Consider the following 22,936-nt stretch of genomic DNA (forward strand, 5'->3'; position numbering starts at 1 on the left):
TTATCCGACCGCGACCGCGCGCGCAATGGGAGCCTTTTCAGCGCCGCCAGAACACGGGCGAAAAGATCACCAGCACAGCCAGGATTTCCAGCCGGCCGAACAGCATCGCCAGCGCCATGACCCATTTCGCGAGATCGGGGATCGCGGCGAAGCTGCCTTTCGGCCCGATGAAGTCGCCGAGGCCCGGACCGACATTGGTCAGCGCCGTCAGCGCCCCGGTCAGCGACGTCACCAGATCGAGGCCGGTCGCCGCCATGAGCAGGGTCGCGATCGCCCAGAGCACGAAGAAGGATGCGATGAAGAGCACCACGGCGCGCTGCATGTCGTCGTCGACCGGGCGGTCGCCATAGCGCACCGGCTGCACGGAACTCGGGTAGACCAGCCGCCGCAAGCCATTGGCCATCAGCTCGAACAGGATGATGAAGCGGTAGGCCTTGATGCCGCCGGTCGTCGATCCGGAACACCCGCCCGGGAAGGTGGCGATGAAGGCGAGCGCGACCGCGAACGGCCCCCACGACGAGTAGTCGTGGGTCGAAAAGCCGGTCGTGGTGATCAGCGACACGAAGTTGAAGGTCGCATGCGTGAGCGCGTCGAAGAAGGGAGCGTCGGTCTCGATGCGCAGGTAGATGGTGGTCACGGCGCAGAAGGCCAGCGTGTAGCCGAGGAAGGCGCGCACCTGCGGATCGCGCAGCGCATCGATGCGCCCGCGCACCGCCAGCAGGATCAGGATCGAGAAAGGCAAGGCGCCGATGCACATGAACACGATGGCGATCCACAGGATCGCCGGCCTGTCGGAAAAATGTCCGAAGGAATCGTCATGCGTGGAAAAGCCCGCCGTGGCGATGGTGGTCATGGCATGGTTGATTGCGTCGAAGCCATCCATGCCGGCGGCCGCATAGGCGATGCCGCAAGCCAGCGTCAGGAGGCCGTAGATGGCGACCATGCTGATCGTGAACGTCGACAGCCGCGCGAAGGGCCGATCCTCGATGTCGGTCGATTCGATCTTGAAATAGGACACACCGCCCACGTTGAGAAACGGCAGGATGAAGAGGCCGAGCGCGATCACCCCCAGGCCGCCCATCCATTGCAGGAGCGACCGCCACAGGAGCATTCCGGGCGGAAGCGCATCGAGCCCGACGATCGCCGTCGCGCCGGTCGTGGTGATCGCCGAAACCGATTCGAACACCGCGTCCGACAGGCTCATGTTGAGCGACGACGCCAGGAAGGGGATCGTCCCGGTCGCGGCCGTCGTCAGCCAGAGCAGGTTGACCAGCAGGAATGCGAAACGCGAGGACACGCCGGGCGGCCTGCCCTGCGTGGCCAGCGCCACGGCCATCGACAAGCCTCCGGTGAAGAAGGCCGAGAGCGCGAAGACCCGCCAGTCCCTGTTGCCGTAGTAGAGGTCGACGAAGGCCGGGATGAGCATCGCCAGCGACATGTAGACGCCGAAGATCGCCGAGATGTGGATCGCCGCACGGAGCGAAAATGACTGCAAGTTCCGTCGCCCCTTTCCGGCCGCACGCCGGGCACGCCCACCGACGGCATACCCCGATGGAGGCGGACAGTGGCGGCAGGCAGCCGATTGTGCAATAGCCCGGTTCGCGGCAAACACGTCAGCGGGAGACTTCCATGTCCGCCACTTCCCCGGCACCCGGTTTCCTCGAGCGCGTCGACGCCGCCGCGATCGCCTTGCGCGACCTCTTCGCCGAAACACCGCTTCAGTTCAACGACCATCTCTCGCGCCGGTATGGCGCCCGCATCTGGCTCAAGCGCGAAGACCTGTCGCCGGTCCGCTCCTACAAGATTCGCGGCGCCTACACGTTCTTCCGCAAGGCCCTGATGGCGAAGACGCCGGCCGAGAGCTTCGTCTGCGCCTCGGCCGGCAACCATGCGCAGGGCTTCGCTTTTGCCTGCCGGCACCTCGGCAAGCGCGGCGTGATCTTCATGCCGGTGACGACGCCGCAGCAGAAGATCGACAAGACGGTGACGTTTGGCGGCAAGTTCGTGGAAATCCGCCTGACGGGCGATTTCTTCGACGCCTGCCTGGAGGCCGCGCTCGAATTCGCAGCCGGGATCGGTGCGCTGATGGTGCCGCCCTTCGACCACCGCGACATCATCGACGGCCAGGCGACCGTCGCCGCCGAACTCGCGGCGCAACTGCCCGAAGGCGTCGTTCCCGACCTGATGATCCTGCCCGTCGGCGGCGGCGGGCTGGCCGCGGGCGTCACGCAATACCTCACCGCGAAGGGCTGGCCGACGCGCTTCGTCTTCGCCGAACCGGTCGGCGCGCCGAGCCTGAAGCAGAGCCTCGTCGAGGGACGCCGGGTGAAGCTCGCGGCGGTCGACACTTTCGTCGATGGCGCCGCGGTGGCCGAGATCGGTCGCGAGCCGCTGCGCCACCTGAAGGCGTTCCGCCCCGAGGACGTCCGCCTGGTGCCCGAGAACCGTCTTTGCGCGACCATGATCGAGATGCTCAACGTCGAGGGTGTCGTGCTGGAGCCGGCAGGCGCGCTGGCAATCGACGCGTTGAAGGATTTTCCCAAGGCCGAACTCAAGGGCAAGACGATCGTGCTCGTCGTCTCAGGCGGCAATTTCGACTTCGAGCGGCTTCCCGACGTCAAGGAGCGCGCGCTGCGCTACGAGGGCCTGAAGAAGTACTTCGTTTTCCGCTTTCCCCAGCGTCCCGGCGCGCTGCGCGACTTCCTCGACCTGCTCGGCCCGGAGGACGACATCGCCCGCTTCGAATACCTCAAGAAGTCGGCGCGCAATTTCGGCTCGGTGCTGATCGGCATCGAGACGAAGAGCCGCAAGAATTTCGACCGGCTGGAGAAGAAGTTCCGCGAGGCCGGTTGGTCCTATCAGGACATCACCGAAAACGAGGTTCTGGCCGGGCTGATCATCTGACCGCGCCGGCCGCGCCGCAGGTCAGCCCCGGCGCTTGGCCACCGCGTCGAAAGCCATCAGCGTTTCCAGAAGCCGCGGCATGTCGGCCAGCGGCACCATGTTGGGGCCGTCCGACGAGGTCGAATTGTCGGGGTCCTGGTGCGTTTCGATGAACACGCCGGCCACGCCGACGGCCACGGCCGCCCGCGCCAGCGTCTCGACGAAGCGCCGCTCGCCGCCCGATGTCGCCCCCTGCCCGCCCGGTTGCTGCACCGAATGCGTCGCGTCGAAGATCACCGGTGCGCCGATGTCGGCCATGATCGGCAGCGCCCGCATGTCGGACACCAGCGTGTTGTATCCGAACGACGCGCCGCGCTCGGTCACGAGCACGTTCGGATTGCCCGAGCCGGTGATCTTTGCCACCACGTTCTTCATGTCCCAGGGAGCGAGGAACTGCCCCTTCTTCACGTTGATGACCTTGCCCGTCTTCGCCGCGGCGACGAGGAGATCGGTCTGGCGCGACAGGAAGGCCGGAATCTGCAGGACGTCGACATGCGGCGCGACGATCCGGCACTGCTCCTCGGAATGGATGTCGGTGAGAACCGGCAGGCCGAACGTGGCGCGCAGATCGTCGAACACCGGAAGCGCCGCATCCAGCCCGGCGCCGCGCGTCGACGACAGCGAGGTGCGGTTGGCCTTGTCGTAGCTCGTCTTGTAGACGAGCCCGATGCCGAGTTTCGCGGTCAGTTCCTTCAACGCACCCGCCATGTCGAAGGCATGCTGGCGCGATTCGAGCTGGCAAGGGCCGGCGATCAGCGTCAGCGGTCCAGCGTTGTCGAAGACCGCGTTGCCGGCGGTGACGGATGCGTTCGGTTGGGTCATGCCCGTTCCTCGAAAATGAATGTCGCGCCCTGCCCCGGGGCCGGGGGTGCGACGATGGCGTTTCCAATCGCGGCGAAGACGACGCCGTTCTTTTCGAGTTGCGCATGCACCGCGGCGAGTTCGGGAACCTCGAAGGTTACCGCGCTGAACCCGAAGGCGCCCTGTAGAGCCGTCCCGTCGGCAGCGGCCGCTGCCCGCAACACGAGCTCGCCGTTCGAAAGGATGAGGCGCAGACCGTCCTTGGTCGTCTGAGCCGGCACGCCGGTCACGGCGGCAAAGAAGGAGGATACCGCCGGGGGATCGACCGCGACGACGGTGGCGGACACCACACGAGCGACCCCGTTGGCGTGCCGTTCAAGCGCGGACCGGTCGACCGCGGGCGCGTTCACCCGCTGGCAGGAAAACACGTACGGAACGGTTTCGGGCATCGTCGCGAAAGCGAGACGGAAGGACGCCGTGTCGGTCTTGCCGGTCGCATCCTGGAACGGACGCGAGAAGGACAGCATGTCTCCGGCCGATAGGCCCGCCGCGCGGAACGTCGCGTGGTCGGCCTCGGCGTCGCGGGTGGCGAGCACGATCGCCGAAAACCCATCCTCTCGGCCTGCCGCTCGAAACGCCTGGTCGCGTGCCACGAAGACGTTGCCATCGGCCGCGGCCACAGCGCATGCGCTGGCATCGGCCACAGCCAGTGGTTCCAAGAACGTGCCATAGGCGAGATAGACGCAGCAATTGGCCGTCCCGAAGGGATGCACGCCGGTGGGCGCGACCGTGAAGCCGAGTGCGCCAAGGCGCGCACGCGCATCGTCGAGCGAGGCTGTCGGCAAGACGAGATGGTCGATGGCGGCGGTCGGGGCGGAGGTCGACATGGCGCCCATGTGCCGCAACTCTCTCGGCCGCGCAAGCACGCACCGGCGCGGAGAAAGGAACAGGCGCGGAAAGCCGGCCTTCTGGCGGTTGCAATCACGTTTTTCGCCTCTAGGCTCGCGCAGATGAGCGAGGCACGCGGCGTGAGGAGACGCCGTGCGGTCGGGCGGACCACGGGCGAGAGCGTATGTCATTCATATCATTGGCACGAGACGGTGCGGCGCCGTCGCCGGAAGCGTTGCGAATCGGGTCCGGCCGGTGGGCTGCCCTGGCGAGAGCAGTCTTCGCCCTCCTGCTGGCGGGGGTGTTGACCGCCTGCACATCGACGGATGTCCTGCGAAGCACGGCGCAGCCGGTTCCGACCTCGGCGTCGAACAAGTACGCGGCCATCGTCGTCGACGCCAACACAGGCCGGGTGCTGTACGCTGACCAGGCCGATTCGCGCCGCTATCCGGCTTCGTTGACCAAGATGATGACGGTCTACATGCTCTTCGAGGCGATGCAGCAGGGCCGCATCGGCGCCTCCACCGATATTCCGATTTCGGCCTATGCCGCGTCCCGCCCACCAACCAAGCTGCATTTGAAGCCAGGCGAGACGATCGACGTGGACACCGCGATCCGCGCTCTCGTGACGAGATCGGCCAACGACGTCGCGACCGCCGTCGCTGAACATCTCGGGGGCAGCGAGGAAAATTTCGCCGCCATGATGACGACGAAGGCCCGCCAGCTCGGCATGGGTTCGACCGTGTTCCGGAATGCGTCGGGGCTCCCGGACCCGGGACAGGTTTCGACGGCGCGCGACATGGCGACGCTCAGCCTCGCGCTTCGACGTCACTTTCCGGCTCAGTATGGCTACTTCGGCAGGACGAGCTTCGCGTTTCGCGGCAGATCCGTCAGGGGCCACAACAAGGTGCTGGAAACGGTGCGCGGAGCCGACGGGCTCAAGACCGGATACACCCGCGCGTCCGGCTTCAACCTGGCGACGTCGGCGCGGCGCGATGGCAGGTCGATCGTCGCCGTGGTGATGGGGGGCGACAGCGCGGCCCAGCGCGACGCCATGATGGCGCAGCTGATCGAAGCGTTTCTGCCAAAAGCATCGCGGCGTTGACCCCCCCCGCTTCAGCCGGCCGGGACGTCCCGCGCCCCCGCGGCGCCAGGCTTGCCGCCCATCCGGCTGATCCCGTAGGCGATGGCGAGGGCCGCGACCACGATCCCGATCGCCAGCAGCGGACGGTACCAGAACCAGGCGACGGCGATCGTCATGCCGCCCACGAGGACGGCAAGCACGAAGGCGATCACGCCGGTACCCAGCCGCGCGATGCGGCCCAGGACCGGAATCACGTCGGCCACGACGGCGATCGGTCCCATGATCAACGAGAAGCCGAACATGAGCAGCAGAAGGCCGCCGATGCGCAGGGCCCAGGTCAGAATGGTGTTGCCGGTCATGGCGTCGGCAAACATCTGCGCCGCCGACACGGCGCCGGTCTCGACCATCAGCAGGCGGTTGCCGGCCACGGTCTGGTAGAGCGAAAAGCTGTCGACGGTCTGACGGCCGATCACGCTGACCGGGCCAAGCGGAACGATCTGCCAGCTCAGCCGGTAGTCGCCGATCCGCGGCGTGGAGGGATCCGGTCCCATGTAGGCGCCGCCGGCGGTGACATGCAGCTCTCGCGGCCCGCGATAGCTGGCCCTGACCGCATCGATCATCTCCTGATCGAGCGTGAGCTTGCGTGCGCCGCCGATCCGGTCGAGGACCGGTTCCTCAAGCCGGAACGCGCCGAGGCTGGCCTCCGGGATCTGGAAACGCTCGCTGCGATAGTTCATGCCCGGGTTGGCGTGGCCCTCAGGCTGCTTGAAGCGACCCGAATCGATGGCGCTGGAAGACCACTCCTTCTCATAGGTGTAGGTGGTCACCACCTCTTCGCCGCCGCCGACCTTGACCTGGCCGTCCGACCTGGCCCGTTCGACCCACTGGTACATCTCCACGTCGCGCTCGAGCCGTATGCCGGCGGCGACTACGCCGAACAGGTCGTCCGTCGGTTCGCGTGTCGCAACGACCGGCCCGGTGACGTGGATGAGGCGGCCTTCGAGCGTCGGATCGATGCGGTCGGCGGATACCGTCTGCACGAGACCCGCGCCTTCGGCGAGCGAGCGCGCCGTCGTGACCGCCCTGCCCTCGTTCCAGAACAGGCCGATCACCATGGCCACGAGAAGAAGCAGGCCAAGGAGAATGCCCGCGGCCGAGCGCTTCAGGCGCCCGAACCACGAAACCGAAGTGACCTCGCGAAAACTGTCGCTCACGGCAGAACTCCCCGCATGCTCGTGGATCAGGGACCCGCGAGACACCGCCCCGACCGCCATCCTATCGGCGACCCATGCAGGTCCGCAACGGACCAGGGTTCAGTCGTCAGACGAGCCGCGACTGCTCCACCGCCGCCCCGATGAAGCTCGCAAACAGCGGATGCGGCTCGAAGGGGCGCGATTTCAGTTCGGGATGATATTGCACGCCGATGAACCAGGGATGGTCGGGATACTCCACCGTCTCCGGCAGCACGCCGTCCGGCGACATGCCGGCGAAGACCAGGCCGCAGGCCTCGAGCCGTTCCTTGTAGTCGATATTGACTTCGTAACGGTGGCGATGGCGTTCATGGATCTTGGTGGTGCCATAAACCTCGGCGATGCGGGAGCCTTCGGCGAGCCTGGCCTCATAGGCCCCGAGCCGCATGGTGCCGCCGAGATCATCGGTCTCGCGGCGCTTTTCCAGCATGTTGCCCTTCAGCCATTCCGTCATGAGGCCGACGACCGGCTCCTGCGACGGGCCGAACTCGGTGGACGACGCGCGTTCGATCCCCGCCAGCGAGCGCGCCGCCTCGATGCAGGCCATCTGCATGCCGAAGCAAATGCCGAAATAGGGCACTTTTCGCTCGCGCGCGAACTTCGCGGCGAGGATCTTGCCCTCCGAGCCACGCTCGCCGAAGCCACCCGGCACGAGGATGCCGTGCACCTTCTCCAGCCATGGCGAGGGATCCTCCTTTTCGAAGATCTCGCTCTCGATCCAGTCCAGCTTCACCTTGACGCGGTTGGCGATGCCGCCATGCGTCAGCGCTTCCATCAGCGACTTGTAGGCGTCCTTGAGGCCCGTATATTTGCCGACGATGGCGATGGTCACCTCGCCTTCCGGATTGTGGATCCGGTTGGAGACGTCCTGCCAGCGCTCCATGCGCGGCTTGGGCGCCGGATCGATGCCGAAGGCGGCCAGGACTTCGCCGTCGAGCCCTTCCTTGTGATAGGCCATCGGCACGTCGTAGATGTGCGAGACGTCCAGCGCCTGGATGACGGCGGATTCGCGGACGTTGCAAAACAGCGACAGCTTGCGACGCTCGTCCTTGGGGATGGCGCGGTCGGCGCGCACCAGCAGGATGTCGGGCGCAATGCCGATCGAGCGCAGTTCCTTCACCGAGTGCTGCGTCGGCTTGGTCTTCAACTCGCCGGCCGCCGGAATCCAGGGCATCAGCGTCAGGTGGATGTAGACGGCGTTGTTGCGCGGCAGGTCGTTGCCCAACTGGCGGATCGCCTCGAGGAACGGCATCGCCTCGATGTCGCCGACCGTGCCGCCGATCTCGCACAGCACGAAGTCGTAGTCGTCATTGCCTTCGAGGACGAAGTTCTTGATCTCGTCGGTGACGTGCGGGATCACCTGGACCGTCGCGCCGAGATAGTCGCCGCGGCGCTCCTTCTCGATGATGTTCTTGTAGATGCGGCCGGTGGTGATGTTGTCCTGCTGGTTCGCGGACCGTCCGGTGAACCGCTCGTAGTGCCCGAGGTCGAGGTCGGTCTCGGCCCCGTCATCGGTCACGAACACTTCGCCGTGCTGATACGGCGACATCGTTCCCGGATCGACGTTGAGATAGGGATCGAGCTTTTTGATCCGCGCGCGATAGCCGCGCGCCTGCAGCAGGGCTCCGAGAGCCGCTGCGGCAATGCCTTTGCCAAGGGAGGAAACCACGCCGCCGGTGATGAAAACATATCGCGCCATGGGAGTCAGGGCTTATCGCGGCATTTCCGATTCCGCCAGCGAAAAAGCACCCCGGACCGGTCGTTATCCCCCGCCCGCACGTGACGCTAGGGCAAGCTGAGAAGTAGTGGGCGACGATCGGTGCGGTTGCGCGCCGTCCCCGCGATGGTCCACAACCGTGGCAGAGACTCCGCGGCCGCTGCCGGACGCCCAACGGAGCAGACTGGAGGATGCCGATGACCGCCCTGCCCGCCTTCGACACGCACGACGTTTTGAACCAGCCGCCGGCGCTGGAGGATTTCAATCTCTTCACCACCGACAGAGCGCTCGTGGACGCTGTCGCGGCGATGGGTGCCGCAACCGCGACCGATCGACTGGGTGCCTATGGCGCCCGCCTCGGACGCGCCGAAACCATCGAGGCGGGACGGCTTGCGCATCGCTATCCGCCCGAACTCAAGACCTTCGACCGGTTTGGCCACCGCGTCGACCAGGTCGAGTTCCATCCCGCCTGGCACCAGATCATGGACCTCATCGTTGGCGAAGGCCTGCATTCGGCGCCCTGGTTCGAGCCTGGCCCCGGCGCGCACACGGTCCGCGCGGCGGCCTACATCATGCATGCGCAGGTGGAGCCGGGCAGCCAGTGCCCGACCACCATGACCTATGGCAGCGTTCCGGCCTTGCGCGGCCAGGGCGGGCTGGCCGAAGCCGTTCTCGCGAAGGTCGGCACCCGCAGCTACGATCCGCGCGACATTCCCGTCGCCGACAAGGCCGGGGCGCTGGTCGGCATGGGGATGACCGAAAAACAGGGCGGGTCAGACGTCCGCTCCAACACCACCGTCGCCGTTCCCGTCGCAGGCGCTGGCACCGGCGCGGAGTACCTGCTCACCGGGCACAAGTGGTTCTTTTCCTGCCCGCAGATCGACGCGCATCTGGTGCTCGCCCAGGCGCCGGGCGGGCTGTCCTGCTTCCTCGTACCGCGCTGGTTGCCCGACCGGACCCGCAACCGCGTGCGAATCCAGCGCCTGAAGAACAAGGTCGGCAACAGGTCGAACGCCTCCTCCGAGGTCGAATTCCAGAATGCCCATGGCTGGCTGCTCGGCGAGGAAGGCCGCGGCATCCCGACGATTCTCGAGATGGGAACCTTCACGAGGCTCGACTGCGCGCTGGGCTCGGCCGGCCTCCTGCGCGGCGCGGTCGCGCAGGCGCTGCACCATGCCGGGCACCGCCGCGCCTTCCAGCGCCACCTGATCGACCAGCCTTTGATGACCAACGTGGTCGCCGATCTCGCCATCGAGTCGGAAGCAGCCTCGCTTCTGGCGCTGCGCCTCGCCCGCGCCTTCGACGAAAGGGCGGCGGGCAGCGCGGAAGCCGGCGCCTTCGTGCGTCTGTGCACGCCCGCGGTGAAGTACTGGGTTTGCAAGCGCGCGCCCGCCGGCGTCGTCGAGGCGATGGAGGTGCTGGGCGGCAACGGATACGTCGACGAGGGCCCGCTCGGGCTTCTCTACAAGGAGATTCCGCTGAACTCGATCTGGGAAGGTTCCGGCAACGTCATGTGTCTCGACGTGCTGAGGGCCTTGCAGAAAGCGCCGGACAGTCTCGACGTCTATCTTTACGAGATCGCCGACGCGCGCGGCGCAGACCGACGTCTCGACGCCGCCCTGCGGTCGCTGGAGGCCGCGCTTGCCCGGAAACAGGACATGGAGCATGGGGCGCGGCGCCTCGTCGAACACATGATGCTGGTCCTGCAGGGGGCTCTGCTCGTGCGCCACGCGCCCGCCGCGGTGGCCGATGCCTTCTGCGCCAGCCGTCTCGGCGGCGACTGGGGCCACGCCCTCGGCACGCTGCCGTCCGGCGTCGATGCGCGGGCGATCGCCGAACGCGCGCGTCCGTCCTGAGCGGACAGGTCTTCAGGGTTTCGAAACGGCGAAGGCCCGCGAACATGCCTTCGCGGGCCTTCGTGGTTCAGAGGTGGAGACGGGCCGTCAGAGCACGACGACGTTGGCGCCCATCGGCACGCGGCCATAGAGATCCATGACGTGCTCGTTGATCATCCGGAAGCACCCGTTCGACGAGTTGGTGCCGATCGTCTGCGGCTGGTTGGTGCCGTGGATGCGGATGTGCGTGTCCTTGTTGTTCTGGTGCAGGTAGATGGCGCGCGCGCCGAGCGGATTGTCGGGCCCGCCGGGCATCCCGTCCTTGTACTGGCCATACTTCTTCGGTTCGCGCTTCTGCATGTCCTGGGTCGGGATCCAGCGGGGCCATTCCTGCTTGTCGCCGACCTTGGCCTCGCCCTTGAACTCGAGCCCTTCGCGGCCGACCGCGATGGCGTAACGGCGCGCCGTCGAGCCCGACTCGACGAGGTAGAGATAGCGGTTGGCCGTGTCGATCACGATCGTTCCGCGGGGATAGCCGGAAAACGAGACGGTCTGCGGGAGGAAATCGTTCTTGACCGCGAACGTCTTGCCGCCCTGGCGCTTTTCCAGCACCGAATCCAGGGCCTGGGTCTGCGGCAGCAGGCTGGCGGGGCTTCTGCCGAACAGGCCGATCGGCGATTCCGACGTGCGGACCTCCGAGCGCAATTCACCATTGTTGCCGCTGGCCACCACGTCGGCCACGCTCGCCGGAGCCGACGTCTGGACCGGCTTCGGCTTCGCTGCGACCCGGGCCGGGGCGGCCGGTGCGCGCTTGATGGTCTCGAACGCGCCCGGATCGCGATCGCGTTCGGCCGAGGCCGGAGAAATGAAGCTCAAGGCCATGACGGCGACGAACGCCGAAACGAGTAGACGAGATATCCGCATGACGGTCCGCACCTGCCATCTTGTTCCGCACTGTTCCACGGGCGGCGCCCGAAGAACTCCGATCCGAATGATACAGCGAGGCAACCATGCCGCTCAAGTGCAATCGGGTCGCGATCAGAGCAGAACCCGGCGATGACCGGACACGGTTGCAGATGGACCACAGTCAAATTCTCGCGCAAAACGAGCAGGCGACCGAACAACGGTCGCCTGACGCGAGTTCATGGCGTCTGAATGCGACGACGATGTTGGTCGGATCGACCGGCTTACTGGCCGCTCGGAACCTGTGGCGTCGCGGGGGCCGGCGCCGGCGCAACGGGCGCGTCGCTGCCGCCAAGCTGGTCGAGCACGCCGCCGCCGCCGCTGCCCTGTTCCTGCTGGCCAGCCGGCAGGCGCTCGAGGATGTCGATGGGCTGTTCGCCGTAGCGGGCGATCAGCGACAGTCCAAGCGAGGTCACGAAGAAGGCAGCCGCCAGGATCGCGGTCGCGCGGGTGAGCGCATTGGCGGCGCCGCGCGCGGTCATGAAGCCCGAACCACCACCGATGCCGAGACCGCCGCCCTCCGAACGCTGAAGCAGCACCACGCCGACCAGCGCGAGTACGATCATCAGATGTATGACGATGAGGACGGTTTCCATGATCAATTCCGCGGGTGTGTCCGGGCACGCGGTGCCCTGGGAAGGAGACGCGGCTCAATACACGCCTTTGCCGACGTTTCCAAGCCCGAACGCCGCCTATGTGGCGTCTGGCCCCGATATGGTGACCAGACGTTCGAATTCAACGCGTTTCGCGACGCGCTGTCGTCAGAGCGACCGATAGGCTTCGGCAATGCCGAGGAAATCGCCGGCCTTCAGGCTCGCCCCGCCGACGAGCGCGCCATCGACATTCTCGATGCCCAGCAGTTCGACCGCGTTCGACGGCTTCACCGACCCGCCGTAGAGAATGCGGGTGGTCGCGGCCGCTTCGCCGACGATGCGGCCGAGTTCGGCGCGAAGATGCGCATGCGCGGCCGCGACGTCGTCCGAAGACGGCGTCAGCCCCGTTCCGATTGCCCAGACCGGCTCGTAGGCGATGATCGTGTTCTTCGAACTCGCACCCTCGGGAACCGATCCCGCAAGCTGGCGCGACAGGACGGCAAGCGTCTCGCCCGCGTCCCGTTCGGCGCGCGTCTCGCCGACGCAGACGATCGCCACGAGCCCAGCAAGCCAGGCGGCCTCGGCCTTCGCCCGCACCACCGCATCGCTTTCGCCATGGTCGGCGCGGCGTTCCGAGTGACCGACGATGACGTGGCTCGCGCCGGCGTCCTTGAGCATTTCGGCGGAGATATCTCCTGTATGGGCACCGCTCGGCCGGGCGTGGCAATCCTGCCCGCCGCACTTCACCGGCGTCGCGGACAGGATCTGGTGTGCCCGCGTCAGCAGTGTCGCCGGCACGCACAGCACCGCGTCGCATTCCGCGTCCAGGCCGCGCATGAAGCCATTGCCGATCGATCGCACTTCCGGCAGCGAGGCGGCGGTCCCGTTCATCTTCCAGTTGCCGGCGACGAGCGGCTTGATGCCCTTGGTCATGTCCGTTCTCTCCATCGATGGCGTCGAAACATGCCGGTTCCCTAGCAAATCGGACCCATAAAGCAATCGACACCCGTCATGAAGGAGTCTATTTGCTGTGCTGCATAACGATGCCGCGTCAACGCGGTACGACAGGATAATCTTGGGTAGCACATGCTCGATTCATTGCGTTCGGCGGCTGGTACATGGGTTGCAAAGGCCCTGCTTCTGCTTCTGGTTCTGAGCTTCGCCGTGTGGGGCATTTCCGGTCAGACGGGCGGCATGGGCGGCAGCGCGGTCGTCACCGCGGGCGACACGACCGTCACCCCGATCGAGTACCGCCTCGCCTATGATCGCCAGCTTTCCGTGCTCTCGCAGCGGTTCGGAACCCGCGTCACGCGCGAACAGGCGGTGGCGATGGGGGTCGATCAGCAGGTCTTGTCGCAACTCGTGGCGGGCGCGGTGCTCGACGAGCAGGCCCGCCTGATGAACCTCGGCGTCTCCAAGGATCGCGTCGCCGTTCTGACTGCCGAGGATCCCGCGTTTCGCGGGCCGGGCGGCAGCTTCGACCGGCGCCAGTTCGAGTTCGTGCTGCGCCAGATCGGCATGCGGCCGGAGGACTATCTGCGCAACCGCGAACAGGTGGCCGTTCGCCAGCAGATCGTCGAGGCCATCTCGGACGGCATGTCCGTGCCGGACACCTTCCTGCGCGCCGTTGCGCTCTACCAGGGCGAAGACCGCACGGTCGAATATCTGGTGTTGCCGCGCGCCCTCGTCGAACCGGTCGAAGCGCCCTCCGATCAGGAACTTTCGACCTATTTCGAAGAGAACATGGCGCGCTACGCCGCGCCCGAATATCGCAAGATCGATTACGTCAAGCTCGAACCGGTCGACATCGCCGATCCATCGGCCATCACCGACGAGCAGGTCGAGGCGGACTACCAGCGCACCATCGCCGCCTTCACCACGCCCGAACGGCGCACGATCGACCAGATCGTCTTCCTCGACGACGCCGCGGCGCGGATTGCCGCGGACCGCCTGTCGGGCGGGGCGACGTTCGAACAGATGGTCGAAGCCGACGGCCGCAGCATGGATGACGTTCGGCTCGGCACGGTCGAGAAGGCGCGCGTGCCGGATCCTGCCATCGCCGAAGCCGCGTTCAGCCTCGCCACGGATGAAGTCAGCGGCATCGTCGACGGCGCGTTCGGTCCCGCCATCGTGCGGGTGACCGAGATCATTCCCGAAACGGTCAAGCCGCTCGGAGAGGTCCAGGACCAGATCCGCCAGGAACTCGCGCTGGCCGAGGCCAACCGCATCCTTCTCGACGTGCATGATAGCTACGAAGACGCCCGCGCCGCTGGCAACACCATGCAGGAGGCCGCCGCGTCGCTCGGATTGTCCGTCGCCACGATCGAATCCGTCAGCCGCGCCGGTCAGGATCCGGCGGGCGGCGTGCTGCGCGACATTCCCGAGTCGGCCGCCTTGCTGCGCGCCGCCTTCGAGACCGACATCGACGTCGAGAACCCGCCGGTCAACATCGGCGGCGACGGCTTCCTCTATTACGAGGTTCGCAGCGTCACCCCGGCGCGCAACCGCGAGCTCGCGGAGATCAGGGATCGTGTCGTGGCCGACTGGACGGCGACGCAGGTCTCCGCGCGACTGGCCGAGCGGGCCGGCGAAATCGAGAAGCGGTTGAAGGACGGTGCTTCGCTCGACGACATCGCCGCCGAGCTGGGCTACGAGAAACAGGTCAAGCGAGGCATCCGTCGTGGCGCAACCGATCCGGACCTCGGCGAAACCGGCGTGGCGTCGGTCTATGGCGTTGCGGAAGGCGGGACGGGTCTCGTGCCGACCCCGTCGGGCGACGGCCAGATCGTCTTCGAGGTGACGGAAGTCTTCGAGCCGGCCGGCGCCAGCGCCGAATCGGTCGCCCCCGAGATGCGCCAGGCGTTCCAGGCCGGCTGGTCGGACGACCTGCTCGACCAGATGGTCGCCGACTTGCAGGAGCGATACCGGGTGACCGTCAACCAGACGGCCATCCAGCAGGCGCTGAGCTTCTGACGGGACAGGCGATGAGCGACTTCAAACCCTTCATCGCCAAGGTTGCCGCGGGCCAGTCGCTGTCCTTCGAGGAAGCCCGGCAGGCGTTCGACATCGTCATGTCGGGCGAGGCCACGCCGGCGCAGATCGGCGGCTTCCTGATGGCTCTGCGCGTCCGCGGCGAGACCGTCGACGAAATCTCCGGCGCCGTGGCCACGATGCGCGCCAAGATGCTGCCGGTCGAAGCACCCGCCGACGCCATCGACATCGTCGGCACCGGTGGCGACGTTTCGGGGTCCTACAACATCTCCACCTGCTCGGCCTTCGTCCTGGCCGGTGCCGGGGTGCCGGTCGCCAAGCACGGCAACCGCGCCCTGTCGTCCAAGTCGGGCGCGGCCGATACGCTGATGGCGCTCGGCATCGACATCGACATCGGACCGGCGGAGATCGCCACCTGCATCCGCGAGGCCGGCGTCGGCTTCATGTTCGCGCCGCGTCATCATTCCGCGATGAAGCATGTCGGGCCGGCGCGCGTGGAACTCGGCACCCGAACGATCTTCAACCTGCTCGGTCCGTTGTCGAACCCCGCCGGGGTCAAGCGTCTCATGGTCGGCGTCTTTTCCCCTGAATGGGTAGAGCCTGTCGCCAACGTGCTCAAGACGCTCGGCGCGGAATCCGCCTGGGTCGTGCATGGCGACGGCCTGGACGAGGTCACCACCGCCGGGAGCACCAAGGTCGCCCGACTGAGGGACGGCGCGATCGAGATCTTCACGGTCACGCCGGAAGAGGCCGGCCTGCCGCGCGCCGATTTCGCCGATCTGCGCGGCGGCGACGCCGCCCACAACGCCCTGGCGCTGCGATCGGTGCTGGCGGGCGAGAAATCGCCCTACCGCGACATCGTCCTGATGAATGCCGCGGCCGGGCTTCTCGTGTCGGAGCGGGCGGCCTCCCTCACCGAAGGCGTCGCCATCGCGGCGCGGTCGATCGACGACGGCAAGGCCGAACAGGCGCTGGAACGGCTGATCAGGGTTTCGAACCGGAAGGCGGACGCGTGAGCGACATCCTGAAGAAGATCGAGGCCTACAAGCGCGATGAGATTGCCGCCGCGAAGGCCGCCGTTTCGTTTGACGAGATGCGCGCGCGCGCGAAGGATGTCGACCTGCCGCGCGGCTTCGCCGAGGCTCTTCGCCGCAAGCGCCAGGCCGGTGGCTTCGCGCTGATCGCCGAGATCAAGAAGGCAAGCCCGTCGAAGGGCCTGATTCGCGCCGATTTCGATCCGCCGGCTCTGGCGCAGGCCTATGAAGCGGGCGGCGCGGCCTGCCTCTCGGTGCTCACCGACGCCCCGTCCTTCCAGGGCGCCCCGGAATTCCTCACGGCGGCCCGAGCGGCCTGTGCCCTCCCCGCCTTGCGCAAGGACTTCCTGTTCGAGCCCTACCAGGTCTTCGAGGCACGAAGCTGGGGCGCGGATGCGATCCTGGTGATCATGGCGAGCCTGTCCGACGACGAGGCGAAAGCGCTCGAGGATACCGCGATCGAGACGGGCATGGACGTTCTCATCGAAGTCCATGACGAGGACGAGATGGAGCGCGCGCTGCGCCTCGCCTCGCCGCTCGTCGGCATCAACAACCGCAATCTGCGCACGTTCGAACTCGACCTTTCCACCTCCGAACGCCTCGCCGCCATGGTGCCGGACGATCGGCTGTTGGTCGGCGAAAGCGGCATCTTCACCCATGCTGACTGCCAGCGCCTCGCCAGATGCGGCATCGGCACGTTCCTCGTCGGCGAGAGCCTGATGCGCCAGGCAGACGTCACCGCCGCGACCCGCAACCTGCTTCTCGGCGACGCCGAGGGCTTGCGCCGTTCGGCCTGACCGATGGCGGGCGCCCTCACCCACATCGGCGCCACCGGCGAAGCGCACATGGTCGATGTCGGCGCCAAGGACGACACCAGGCGCGTTGCCATCGCCGAAGGCTTCGTCGTCATGCTGCCGGCGACGCTGACGATGATCCTCGACGGGAATGCGAAGAAGGGCGACGTGCTCGGCACGGCGCGGATCGCCGGCATCATGGCGTCGAAGAAGACGCACGACCTCGTGCCGCTCTGCCATCCCCTGATGTTGAACAAGGTCTCCGTCGAGATCGAACCCGACGAGGCGTTGCCCGGCCTGCGTGTGACCGCGGCGGTCTCCGTTACCGGCAAGACCGGGGTCGAGATGGAGGCGCTGACGGCTGTTTCCGTCGCCTGCCTGACCATCTACGACATGGCCAAGGCCGTCGACCGCGGCATGACCATCACCGGCGTGCGGGTGCTGGAGAAATCCGGCGGCAAGTCGGGCGACTGGCGCGCCTCCGGCGTCTGACCGGCATGGCGGCGGCGCTGCTTCCCGTCGACGACGCGCTTGCGCTTCTCCTGTCCGGGGCCGCGCCGCTCGGATCCGAGCGTGTCGGCATCGCCGACAGCGGCGGGCGGGTCCTGGCCTCGCCCGTCCAGGCCCTGCGCACCCAGCCCCCTTTCGATGCGTCGGCCATGGACGGCTACGCCCTGCGCGCCCGGGACGTCGCGGCCGCACCCGCCACGCTGAACGTCATCGGCGTCGCGCCGGCCGGCAAGCCCTTCCCCGGCAGCGTCGGGCCCGGCCAGGCGGTGCGCATCTTCACCGGTGCACCGGTGCCTGATGGCGCCGACAGCGTGCTCATCCAGGAAAACACCCGCATCACCAGTGAAGGCCTCGTCGAGGTGCTCGAGCCTGTTCGCATGGGTGCCAACATTCGCCGGCGTGGGCTCGATTTCGCCGAGGGCGAGGCGCTTCTGCCGGCGGGCCGGGTCATCGACGCCACCGCCCTGGCGCTCGCTGCCGCTGCCAATCATGCCGAGCTCGACGTCGTGCGCCGGCCGCTCGTAGCCGTGCTGGCCACCGGCGACGAACTGCTGGCGCCCGGCAGCGTGGTTGGCGACGGGCAGATCATCGCATCCAACACCTTCGGCGTCGCCTTGATCGCGCGGCAGGCCGGGGCGCGGACGCTCGACCTCGGCATCGCGCCCGACGATCGCGACGCCATCTCGGCGGCAATCGATCGAGCCCTCGACGTAGGTGCCGACATCATCGTCACCTCCGGCGGCGCTTCGGTCGGCGACCACGACCTCGTTCGCGACGTGCTGGCGTCCAAGGGGGGCGACCTCGACTTCTGGAAGATCGCGATGCGGCCGGGCAAGCCGTTGATGGCGGGTACGCTCGCCGGCCGCCGGATAATCGGATTGCCGGGCAATCCGGTCGCGAGCCTCGTGTGCAGCCACGTGTTCCTGAAGCCGCTGGTGGCGAAGCTCGCCGGTCGCACCCATTCCGCCGACATTCGCACAGGCGTCTTCGGAGGGCCGGTCGCCGCGAACGACCAGCGCCAGGATTACATGCGCGCGCGGGTGGTCGAGGCCGATGGCCAGATCGTCGCCACGCCGTCCGCCGTGCAGGATTCGTCGATGCTGCGGACGCTGGCCGACGCCGGTGCGCTGGTCATCCGCGAGCCCTTCGCACCCGCCGCGCGCACCGGCGATCCTTGCCGACTGCTCATGCTGCGCTGACGCACGTCACGCTGCGCTTACGCAAGCGAAGCCGCACGAAACCGTCCAGGGTCCCGAAAAAAGCAAAGGCCGGAACCTTTCGGTCCCGGCCTCCCTTCCCCGGCCAAGCCCCCCGGCCCGTCTGGGAAATGCACGCTGGCGGATGCGGGGTTTCCCCCGCCCCTCACCAGGCGACGGTGAGCCGTGCCTGGCCCTGGTAGCCGACCAGGTCGAGATCCTGCACGCCATAGCGCCCCGAGAAGCTGGACGAGAGGTTGACGCTGTCGCTGATGCTCGTCTCGATGCCCAGCGCCAGTTCGAGCGCGGTTCCGCCGGTCCCGGTCGTGTAGGCGAAGTTGTCGACGGTCACCGTCTCTTGGGACGTCAGGTCGTGGGCGACGGCGAAGTCGGCGAAGGTCGACACGCTTTCGAAATGGCCTTCGGCGCGCAGGCCGCCGCGAACGCTCATGGCGTCGCCGGTGCCGAAGCGCACTTCGTCGACCCAGTTGCTGGAGAGATCCGTCACCGTCGTGTTCTGGTAGGCGAACTGCCCCCATGGCGTCAGTCGCATGGTCTCGCCACCGAAGGTCACGCCCGCCTCGACCAGCACCGTCGCGGTCTGGGCGTCGAGCGTCGTGGCGGTGGCCGCCGTCGGATTGACGGTCCAGTTGCTCGCGCCATACTGCGCGACCGCGTCGAGATAGGCCCTTTCGTTCGACCAGTTCGCGGTGACGCCGGCAGCATAGAGGTTGCCGGTCATGCCCGCGACGCCGGTCTCGGTCGTCACGTCGCTGTCCGACCGTCCATAGGAGGCCAGAATGCCGGCGCGGAAGTTCTCGGACCGCAGCACATCGGTGCCGAACTGGGTGTAGAAGACCTGCTGGGTGTGCGAGGTCGCATCCTCGATCTCGGTGCTGCGGCCGCCAACCCGCATGAACGACGTCTGCATGTCGTCGCCGTTGCCGAGGCCGCGGCGATCAACCTTGCTGCCCAGGATGTCGAGCGAGGCGGAACGGATGCTGCTCTCCAGCACCGACAGCGCATAAGTCTCGTCCTGGATGATCGAGCCGACGCCATAGACGATCATCGCGCCGGCGCCGAACAGCTGCTCCTCGGTCCAGCCGCCGGTTTCCGGCACGATCGCGGTCGGATCGGCGTCGCGCACCGAGCGGGTGAGCACGATCTCATGGCCATTCTGGGTGAAGCGCGCGGCGCGGTAGATGTTGGCGTCGGCGTCCGATCCGCCGATGCGGATCAGTTCGATCTCGTCGAGATTGCCGAGCGCATCGCCACGCGTGGAGTTGTCGCGTGCCAGCATCACCGCAAGGTCGCCGGTCGCGTCGCCGCCGACATTGGTCTGGTCGTAGTGGACACCGGGAACGTAGGAGGCCGAGCCGTAGACGATCTCGAACAGCGAGTTCGCGGTGTCGAGGTTCAGGTTGCCGCTCACGTTCACCACGCCCGGCGAATAGCCGGGTGACAGGAAGCCGCTCAGGGCCAGGTCGCCCATGAAGAAGATGTTGCCGATGATGGCGCCATCGTTGACGACCGCGTCGCCGGTGACCTGCAGCGCGCCGCCGAGCGTGCCGCCCTGCACCGTCGATCCCGCCTCGGCCGTCAGGCCGCCCACGATCGTGCTGCCGTCGGCGAAGTCGGCATTCGCTCCCTCCTGGATGAAGAAGCCGGCGCCGTTGACCAGGCCCGCCCAGCTCGTGCCAGCCGAAATGGTGACCTTGGTGCCGCCGGAACCGGTCTTCGTGTCGGTGTCGAAGATGTCGCCGGCCACGACCGTGTTGCTGGCGATGACGAAGTTGACGATGCCGTCCGAGCCCAGCCCGTCGCGCGCGACCAGAAGCAGGGTACCGTCGTCGCCCGTGATCGTGGTGCCCGCGCCCAGCGTGATGTTAGCGATGCCGCCGGCCTCGTCGAAATAGGCGTAGGCGAGCGACCTGTCGGTAGAGAGGCTGGTGCCCTCGGTCGTGATCGTGCCGCCATTGACGACCGAGAGGGCCGACAGGTTGGCGCCGCCCGCGACGGAGCCGCCGTCGACGATGATCGTGCCGCCGCTCGAAGCGATCAGACCGGTCTGCGAGGCCACTTCGTCGAGGGTCAGGCTTCCACCGCCCACCTCGAAGCCGCCCGAACCGTTGATCGCGCCCGAGAAGGTCGTCGAGGCGTTGGTGAGCTTCAGGCGGTTCGCGCCGAGTTCGACGGTGCCGTCGCCCGACAGCGTGACGATGTCGATGCCGGCCAGCGCCGATGCGATGTCGAAGGTGCCCGCCACGTCCACGGAGGACGACGCGGCGATCGAGCCGCCATCGGCGATGAAGAGCGTGGTGTCCTCGTCGATCGTGGTCGCGCCGGTGTAGACGCTGATGCCCGTCAGCGTCTGCTCCCCGCCGGACACCGTCAGACCGCCATTGCCGGCGATGACCCCCGAGAAGGTCGTGGAGGCATCGGTGAGGATCAGCGTGTTGTCGCCAAGCGTCACGGTGCCGGCGCCCGCCAGCGTCACGATCGAGGCGTCGGTGTCGGCGCCGGCGATGTCCAGTTCGCCATCGACGGTGACGACCACCGATTCCTCGATGCTGCCTTCGCCGTCCAGCACGAGCTTGGCGCCCGACGAAACACCGGTCTGGCCGGTGTAGCTGTTGACGCCCGACAGCGTCTGCGTGCCGCCGTCGACGCTGAAGCCGCCGGTGCCGGCGATCACGCCGGAGAAGTCCGTCGAACCGTTGGAGACGACCAGCGTCCGATCACCCAGCGTCACGTCGCCGCCGCCCGAGAGCGTGACGATCGTCGCGCCGGAGGTCGTGCCGGCGATGTCGAACTCGCCCTCCACCGCGACCTCGGCCGAGTTCTCGATGCTGCCGCCGCCCGACAGGACCAGCTTGGCATCCGTCGCGATCGTGGTGGTGCCGGAATAGCTGTTTTCGCCGGTCAGCGTCTGCGTGCCGCCATCGACCGTAAACCCGCCCGTACCGGCGATGACGCCTGAAAATTCGGTCGAACCGTCGGAAATCACGAGAGTCTGGGCGCCAAGCGTCACGTCACCGCTGCCCGAGAGCGTCACGATGGTCGCGCCGGCATTGGTCGAGGCGATGTCGAACTCGCCGTCGACGATCACTTCGACCGAATCCTCGATGCTGCCGTCGCCGGACAGGATCAGCTTGGCGATGTCGTCGATCCTGGTCTCGCCGGTGTAGGTGTTGACGCCGGACAGCGTCTGGGCGCCGTCCTCGATGGTCAATCCGCCCGAGCCGGAAATGACGCCGGAAAAGTCGGTCGAGCCATTGGAGACGATCAGGGTGTTCGCGCCAAGCGCGACGTCACCGCCGCCAGCCAGCGTGGTCATGCTGCGGTCGCCATTGGCGCCCGACATGTCGAGCGTGCCGTCGATGGTCACCTGCGAGGATTCGGAAATGTCGGCCGCGCCCTTGAGCACCAGCGTCGTCCCGTCCTTCACCTCGGTCGTGCCGGCATAGCTGTTGTCGGCCGTCATCGTGATGGTGCCGACGGTGTTGCCGTCGCCGAGGATCAGCGAGCCGTTCGACAGGATGCCGTCGAGGTATGCGATGTTCTCGCCGAGCAGGCCGCCATTGTTGATGATGGTGCGCGTGCCGCCGTTCAGATTGATGGCGTTCTTGAAGTAGACGTCGGAATCGGCGCTGTCGGAACCGAACAGCAGCGACGAGCCGTCGGTGACGAAGCTGCCCGACGCCCAGGTGAGGCTGGCGCCGTTGTTCAGGCGCACCGTCAGGTCGCCGTCGATGGCGGCAAAGCCGCCCGATTCGGTCCACTGGATACGGCCGGCGCCGACGCCGAGATGACGGTCGAAGGTGCCGGAGGTCTGGAGGACGCCACCGGCCAGGTTGATGTTGCTGTCCTTGTGGATGCCGGTGCCGTCGTCGGCGTCGAGAACGCCACCCGATATCCTGGTCTGCCCGGTGTAGGTGTTGACGCCGTTGAAGACGACGAGGCCGCTCTGGATGTTGATGCCGGCGCCGTTGCCGCTGGCGATCGGGTTGCCGGTGATGCTGGCGGCGCTGTCGTCGGCGATCGTGCCGTTGAAGGTGATGGTGTTGCCCGCGCCGGCGTTCAAATTGACGGTGGAACCCTTCATCATGAACAGGTCGGTGCCGGCCGCCTGGCCCGCGGTGCCCCCGTTCTGGCTGGAGCCGCCATAGACGCTGTTGCCGTCGAACGTGACGTTGCCGGTGATGTTCACCGTGCCGCCGGACTGCACGAAGATCGCGCCGCCATAGGCCGAGCCGCCGCCGCCGCCGGTGCCCGTCGGCGTGCCGTCGGCCGTCGAGCCGACGCCACCGCCGAACCCGGCCTTGCCGCCCGAGCCG

Annotated in this window: 17 protein-coding genes; 8 read left to right on the top strand and 9 right to left on the bottom strand. The window is 67.2% G+C overall.

Going from position 1 to position 22,936, the window contains the following annotated elements; translation table 11 throughout:
- Positions 1-37: 37 nt before the first annotated feature.
- Positions 38-1,438, bottom strand: coding sequence for a TrkH family potassium uptake protein (locus tag EJC49_RS03655; protein ID WP_425358794.1), 1,401 nt, complete (start codon positions 1,436-1,438; stop codon positions 38-40).
- 191 nt (positions 1,439-1,629) lie between these two features.
- Between EJC49_RS03655 and ilvA the strand changes: the two genes are divergently transcribed.
- Positions 1,630-2,904 (top strand): threonine ammonia-lyase IlvA, encoded by a 1,275-nt coding sequence (gene ilvA, locus EJC49_RS03660; RefSeq protein WP_126698104.1) that lies wholly within the window; start codon positions 1,630-1,632, stop codon positions 2,902-2,904.
- A gap of 21 nt (positions 2,905-2,925) precedes the next feature.
- On the opposite strand, the gene kdsA is transcribed toward ilvA, so the two are convergent.
- Both kdsA and EJC49_RS03670 read right to left on the bottom strand, forming a co-directional pair.
- Positions 2,926-3,765 carry a 3-deoxy-8-phosphooctulonate synthase gene (gene kdsA / locus EJC49_RS03665; RefSeq protein WP_126698105.1) on the bottom strand — a complete coding sequence of 280 codons (840 nt, stop codon included), beginning with the start codon at positions 3,763-3,765 and terminating at the stop codon, positions 2,926-2,928.
- Entirely contained in the window at positions 3,762-4,631 is an 870-nt protein-coding gene (locus tag EJC49_RS03670; RefSeq protein ID WP_126698106.1) for a VOC family protein, read from the bottom strand. Before EJC49_RS03670 ends, kdsA begins: the two co-directional genes overlap by 4 nt.
- A gap of 302 nt (positions 4,632-4,933) precedes the next feature.
- Between EJC49_RS03670 and EJC49_RS03675 the strand changes: the two genes are divergently transcribed.
- Positions 4,934-5,737, top strand: a complete 804-nt coding sequence (locus EJC49_RS03675; RefSeq protein WP_425358795.1) for a D-alanyl-D-alanine carboxypeptidase family protein — start codon at positions 4,934-4,936, stop codon at positions 5,735-5,737.
- 11 nt (positions 5,738-5,748) lie between these two features.
- Here EJC49_RS03675 and EJC49_RS03680 read toward each other — a convergent pair whose 3' ends face one another.
- Positions 5,749-6,930, bottom strand: coding sequence for a TMEM43 family protein (locus EJC49_RS03680; RefSeq protein WP_126698108.1), 1,182 nt, complete (start codon positions 6,928-6,930; stop codon positions 5,749-5,751).
- Positions 6,931-7,036: 106 nt separating this feature from the next.
- Complete coding sequence (locus EJC49_RS03685; RefSeq protein ID WP_126698109.1) at positions 7,037-8,665, bottom strand: CTP synthase; 1,629 nt, start codon at positions 8,663-8,665, stop codon at positions 7,037-7,039.
- A 215-nt stretch (positions 8,666-8,880) separates the two neighbouring features.
- Here EJC49_RS03685 and EJC49_RS03690 point away from each other — a divergent pair, with 215 nt between their 5' ends.
- Positions 8,881-10,539: an isovaleryl-CoA dehydrogenase gene (locus EJC49_RS03690; protein ID WP_245453246.1), complete on the top strand. Its 1,659-nt coding sequence runs from the start codon at positions 8,881-8,883 to the stop codon at positions 10,537-10,539.
- 87 nt (positions 10,540-10,626) lie between these two features.
- Here the strand turns inward: EJC49_RS03690 and EJC49_RS03695 are convergent, their stop codons facing one another.
- From EJC49_RS03695 to tpiA, 3 genes are all read right to left on the bottom strand, one after another.
- Entirely contained in the window at positions 10,627-11,442 is an 816-nt protein-coding gene (locus EJC49_RS03695; protein ID WP_126698111.1) for a L,D-transpeptidase family protein, read from the bottom strand.
- Positions 11,443-11,705: 263 nt separating this feature from the next.
- Positions 11,706-12,077 (bottom strand): preprotein translocase subunit SecG, encoded by a 372-nt coding sequence (gene secG / locus EJC49_RS03700; protein WP_126698112.1) that lies wholly within the window; start codon positions 12,075-12,077, stop codon positions 11,706-11,708.
- 165 nt (positions 12,078-12,242) lie between these two features.
- Positions 12,243-13,007 carry a triose-phosphate isomerase gene (gene tpiA, locus EJC49_RS03705; RefSeq protein ID WP_126698113.1) on the bottom strand — a complete coding sequence of 255 codons (765 nt, stop codon included), beginning with the start codon at positions 13,005-13,007 and terminating at the stop codon, positions 12,243-12,245.
- A gap of 153 nt (positions 13,008-13,160) precedes the next feature.
- Here tpiA and EJC49_RS03710 point away from each other — a divergent pair, with 153 nt between their 5' ends.
- From EJC49_RS03710 to EJC49_RS03730, 5 genes are read left to right on the top strand one after another with little or no spacing between them, the layout of a single operon-like run.
- Positions 13,161-15,047 (top strand): SurA N-terminal domain-containing protein, encoded by a 1,887-nt coding sequence (locus tag EJC49_RS03710; protein ID WP_126698114.1) that lies wholly within the window; start codon positions 13,161-13,163, stop codon positions 15,045-15,047.
- Positions 15,048-15,058: 11 nt separating this feature from the next.
- The gene (gene trpD, locus EJC49_RS03715; RefSeq protein WP_126698115.1) at positions 15,059-16,081 is read left to right on the top strand and encodes an anthranilate phosphoribosyltransferase; all 1,023 of its coding nucleotides are present in this window, start codon (positions 15,059-15,061) and stop codon (positions 16,079-16,081) included.
- On the top strand, positions 16,078-16,896 hold the full coding sequence (trpC, locus tag EJC49_RS03720) for an indole-3-glycerol phosphate synthase TrpC (protein WP_126698116.1): 819 nt from the start codon (positions 16,078-16,080) through the stop codon (positions 16,894-16,896). The genes trpD and trpC overlap by 4 nt, the downstream gene beginning before the upstream one ends.
- Positions 16,897-16,899: 3 nt before the next feature.
- The gene (gene moaC / locus EJC49_RS03725; protein WP_126698117.1) at positions 16,900-17,385 is read left to right on the top strand and encodes a cyclic pyranopterin monophosphate synthase MoaC; all 486 of its coding nucleotides are present in this window, start codon (positions 16,900-16,902) and stop codon (positions 17,383-17,385) included.
- A 5-nt stretch (positions 17,386-17,390) separates the two neighbouring features.
- Positions 17,391-18,602 carry a molybdopterin molybdotransferase MoeA gene (locus EJC49_RS03730; protein ID WP_126698118.1) on the top strand — a complete coding sequence of 404 codons (1,212 nt, stop codon included), beginning with the start codon at positions 17,391-17,393 and terminating at the stop codon, positions 18,600-18,602.
- 163 nt (positions 18,603-18,765) lie between these two features.
- Here EJC49_RS03730 and EJC49_RS03735 read toward each other — a convergent pair.
- Positions 18,766-22,936, bottom strand: a 4,171-nt coding sequence (locus tag EJC49_RS03735) for a beta strand repeat-containing protein (protein ID WP_425358792.1), incomplete at its 5' end; no start/stop codon positions are given.

The organism is Aquibium carbonis (assembly GCF_003970795.1).
In the GTDB taxonomy this organism is placed as follows: Bacteria; Pseudomonadota; Alphaproteobacteria; order Rhizobiales; family Rhizobiaceae; genus Aquibium; species Aquibium carbonis.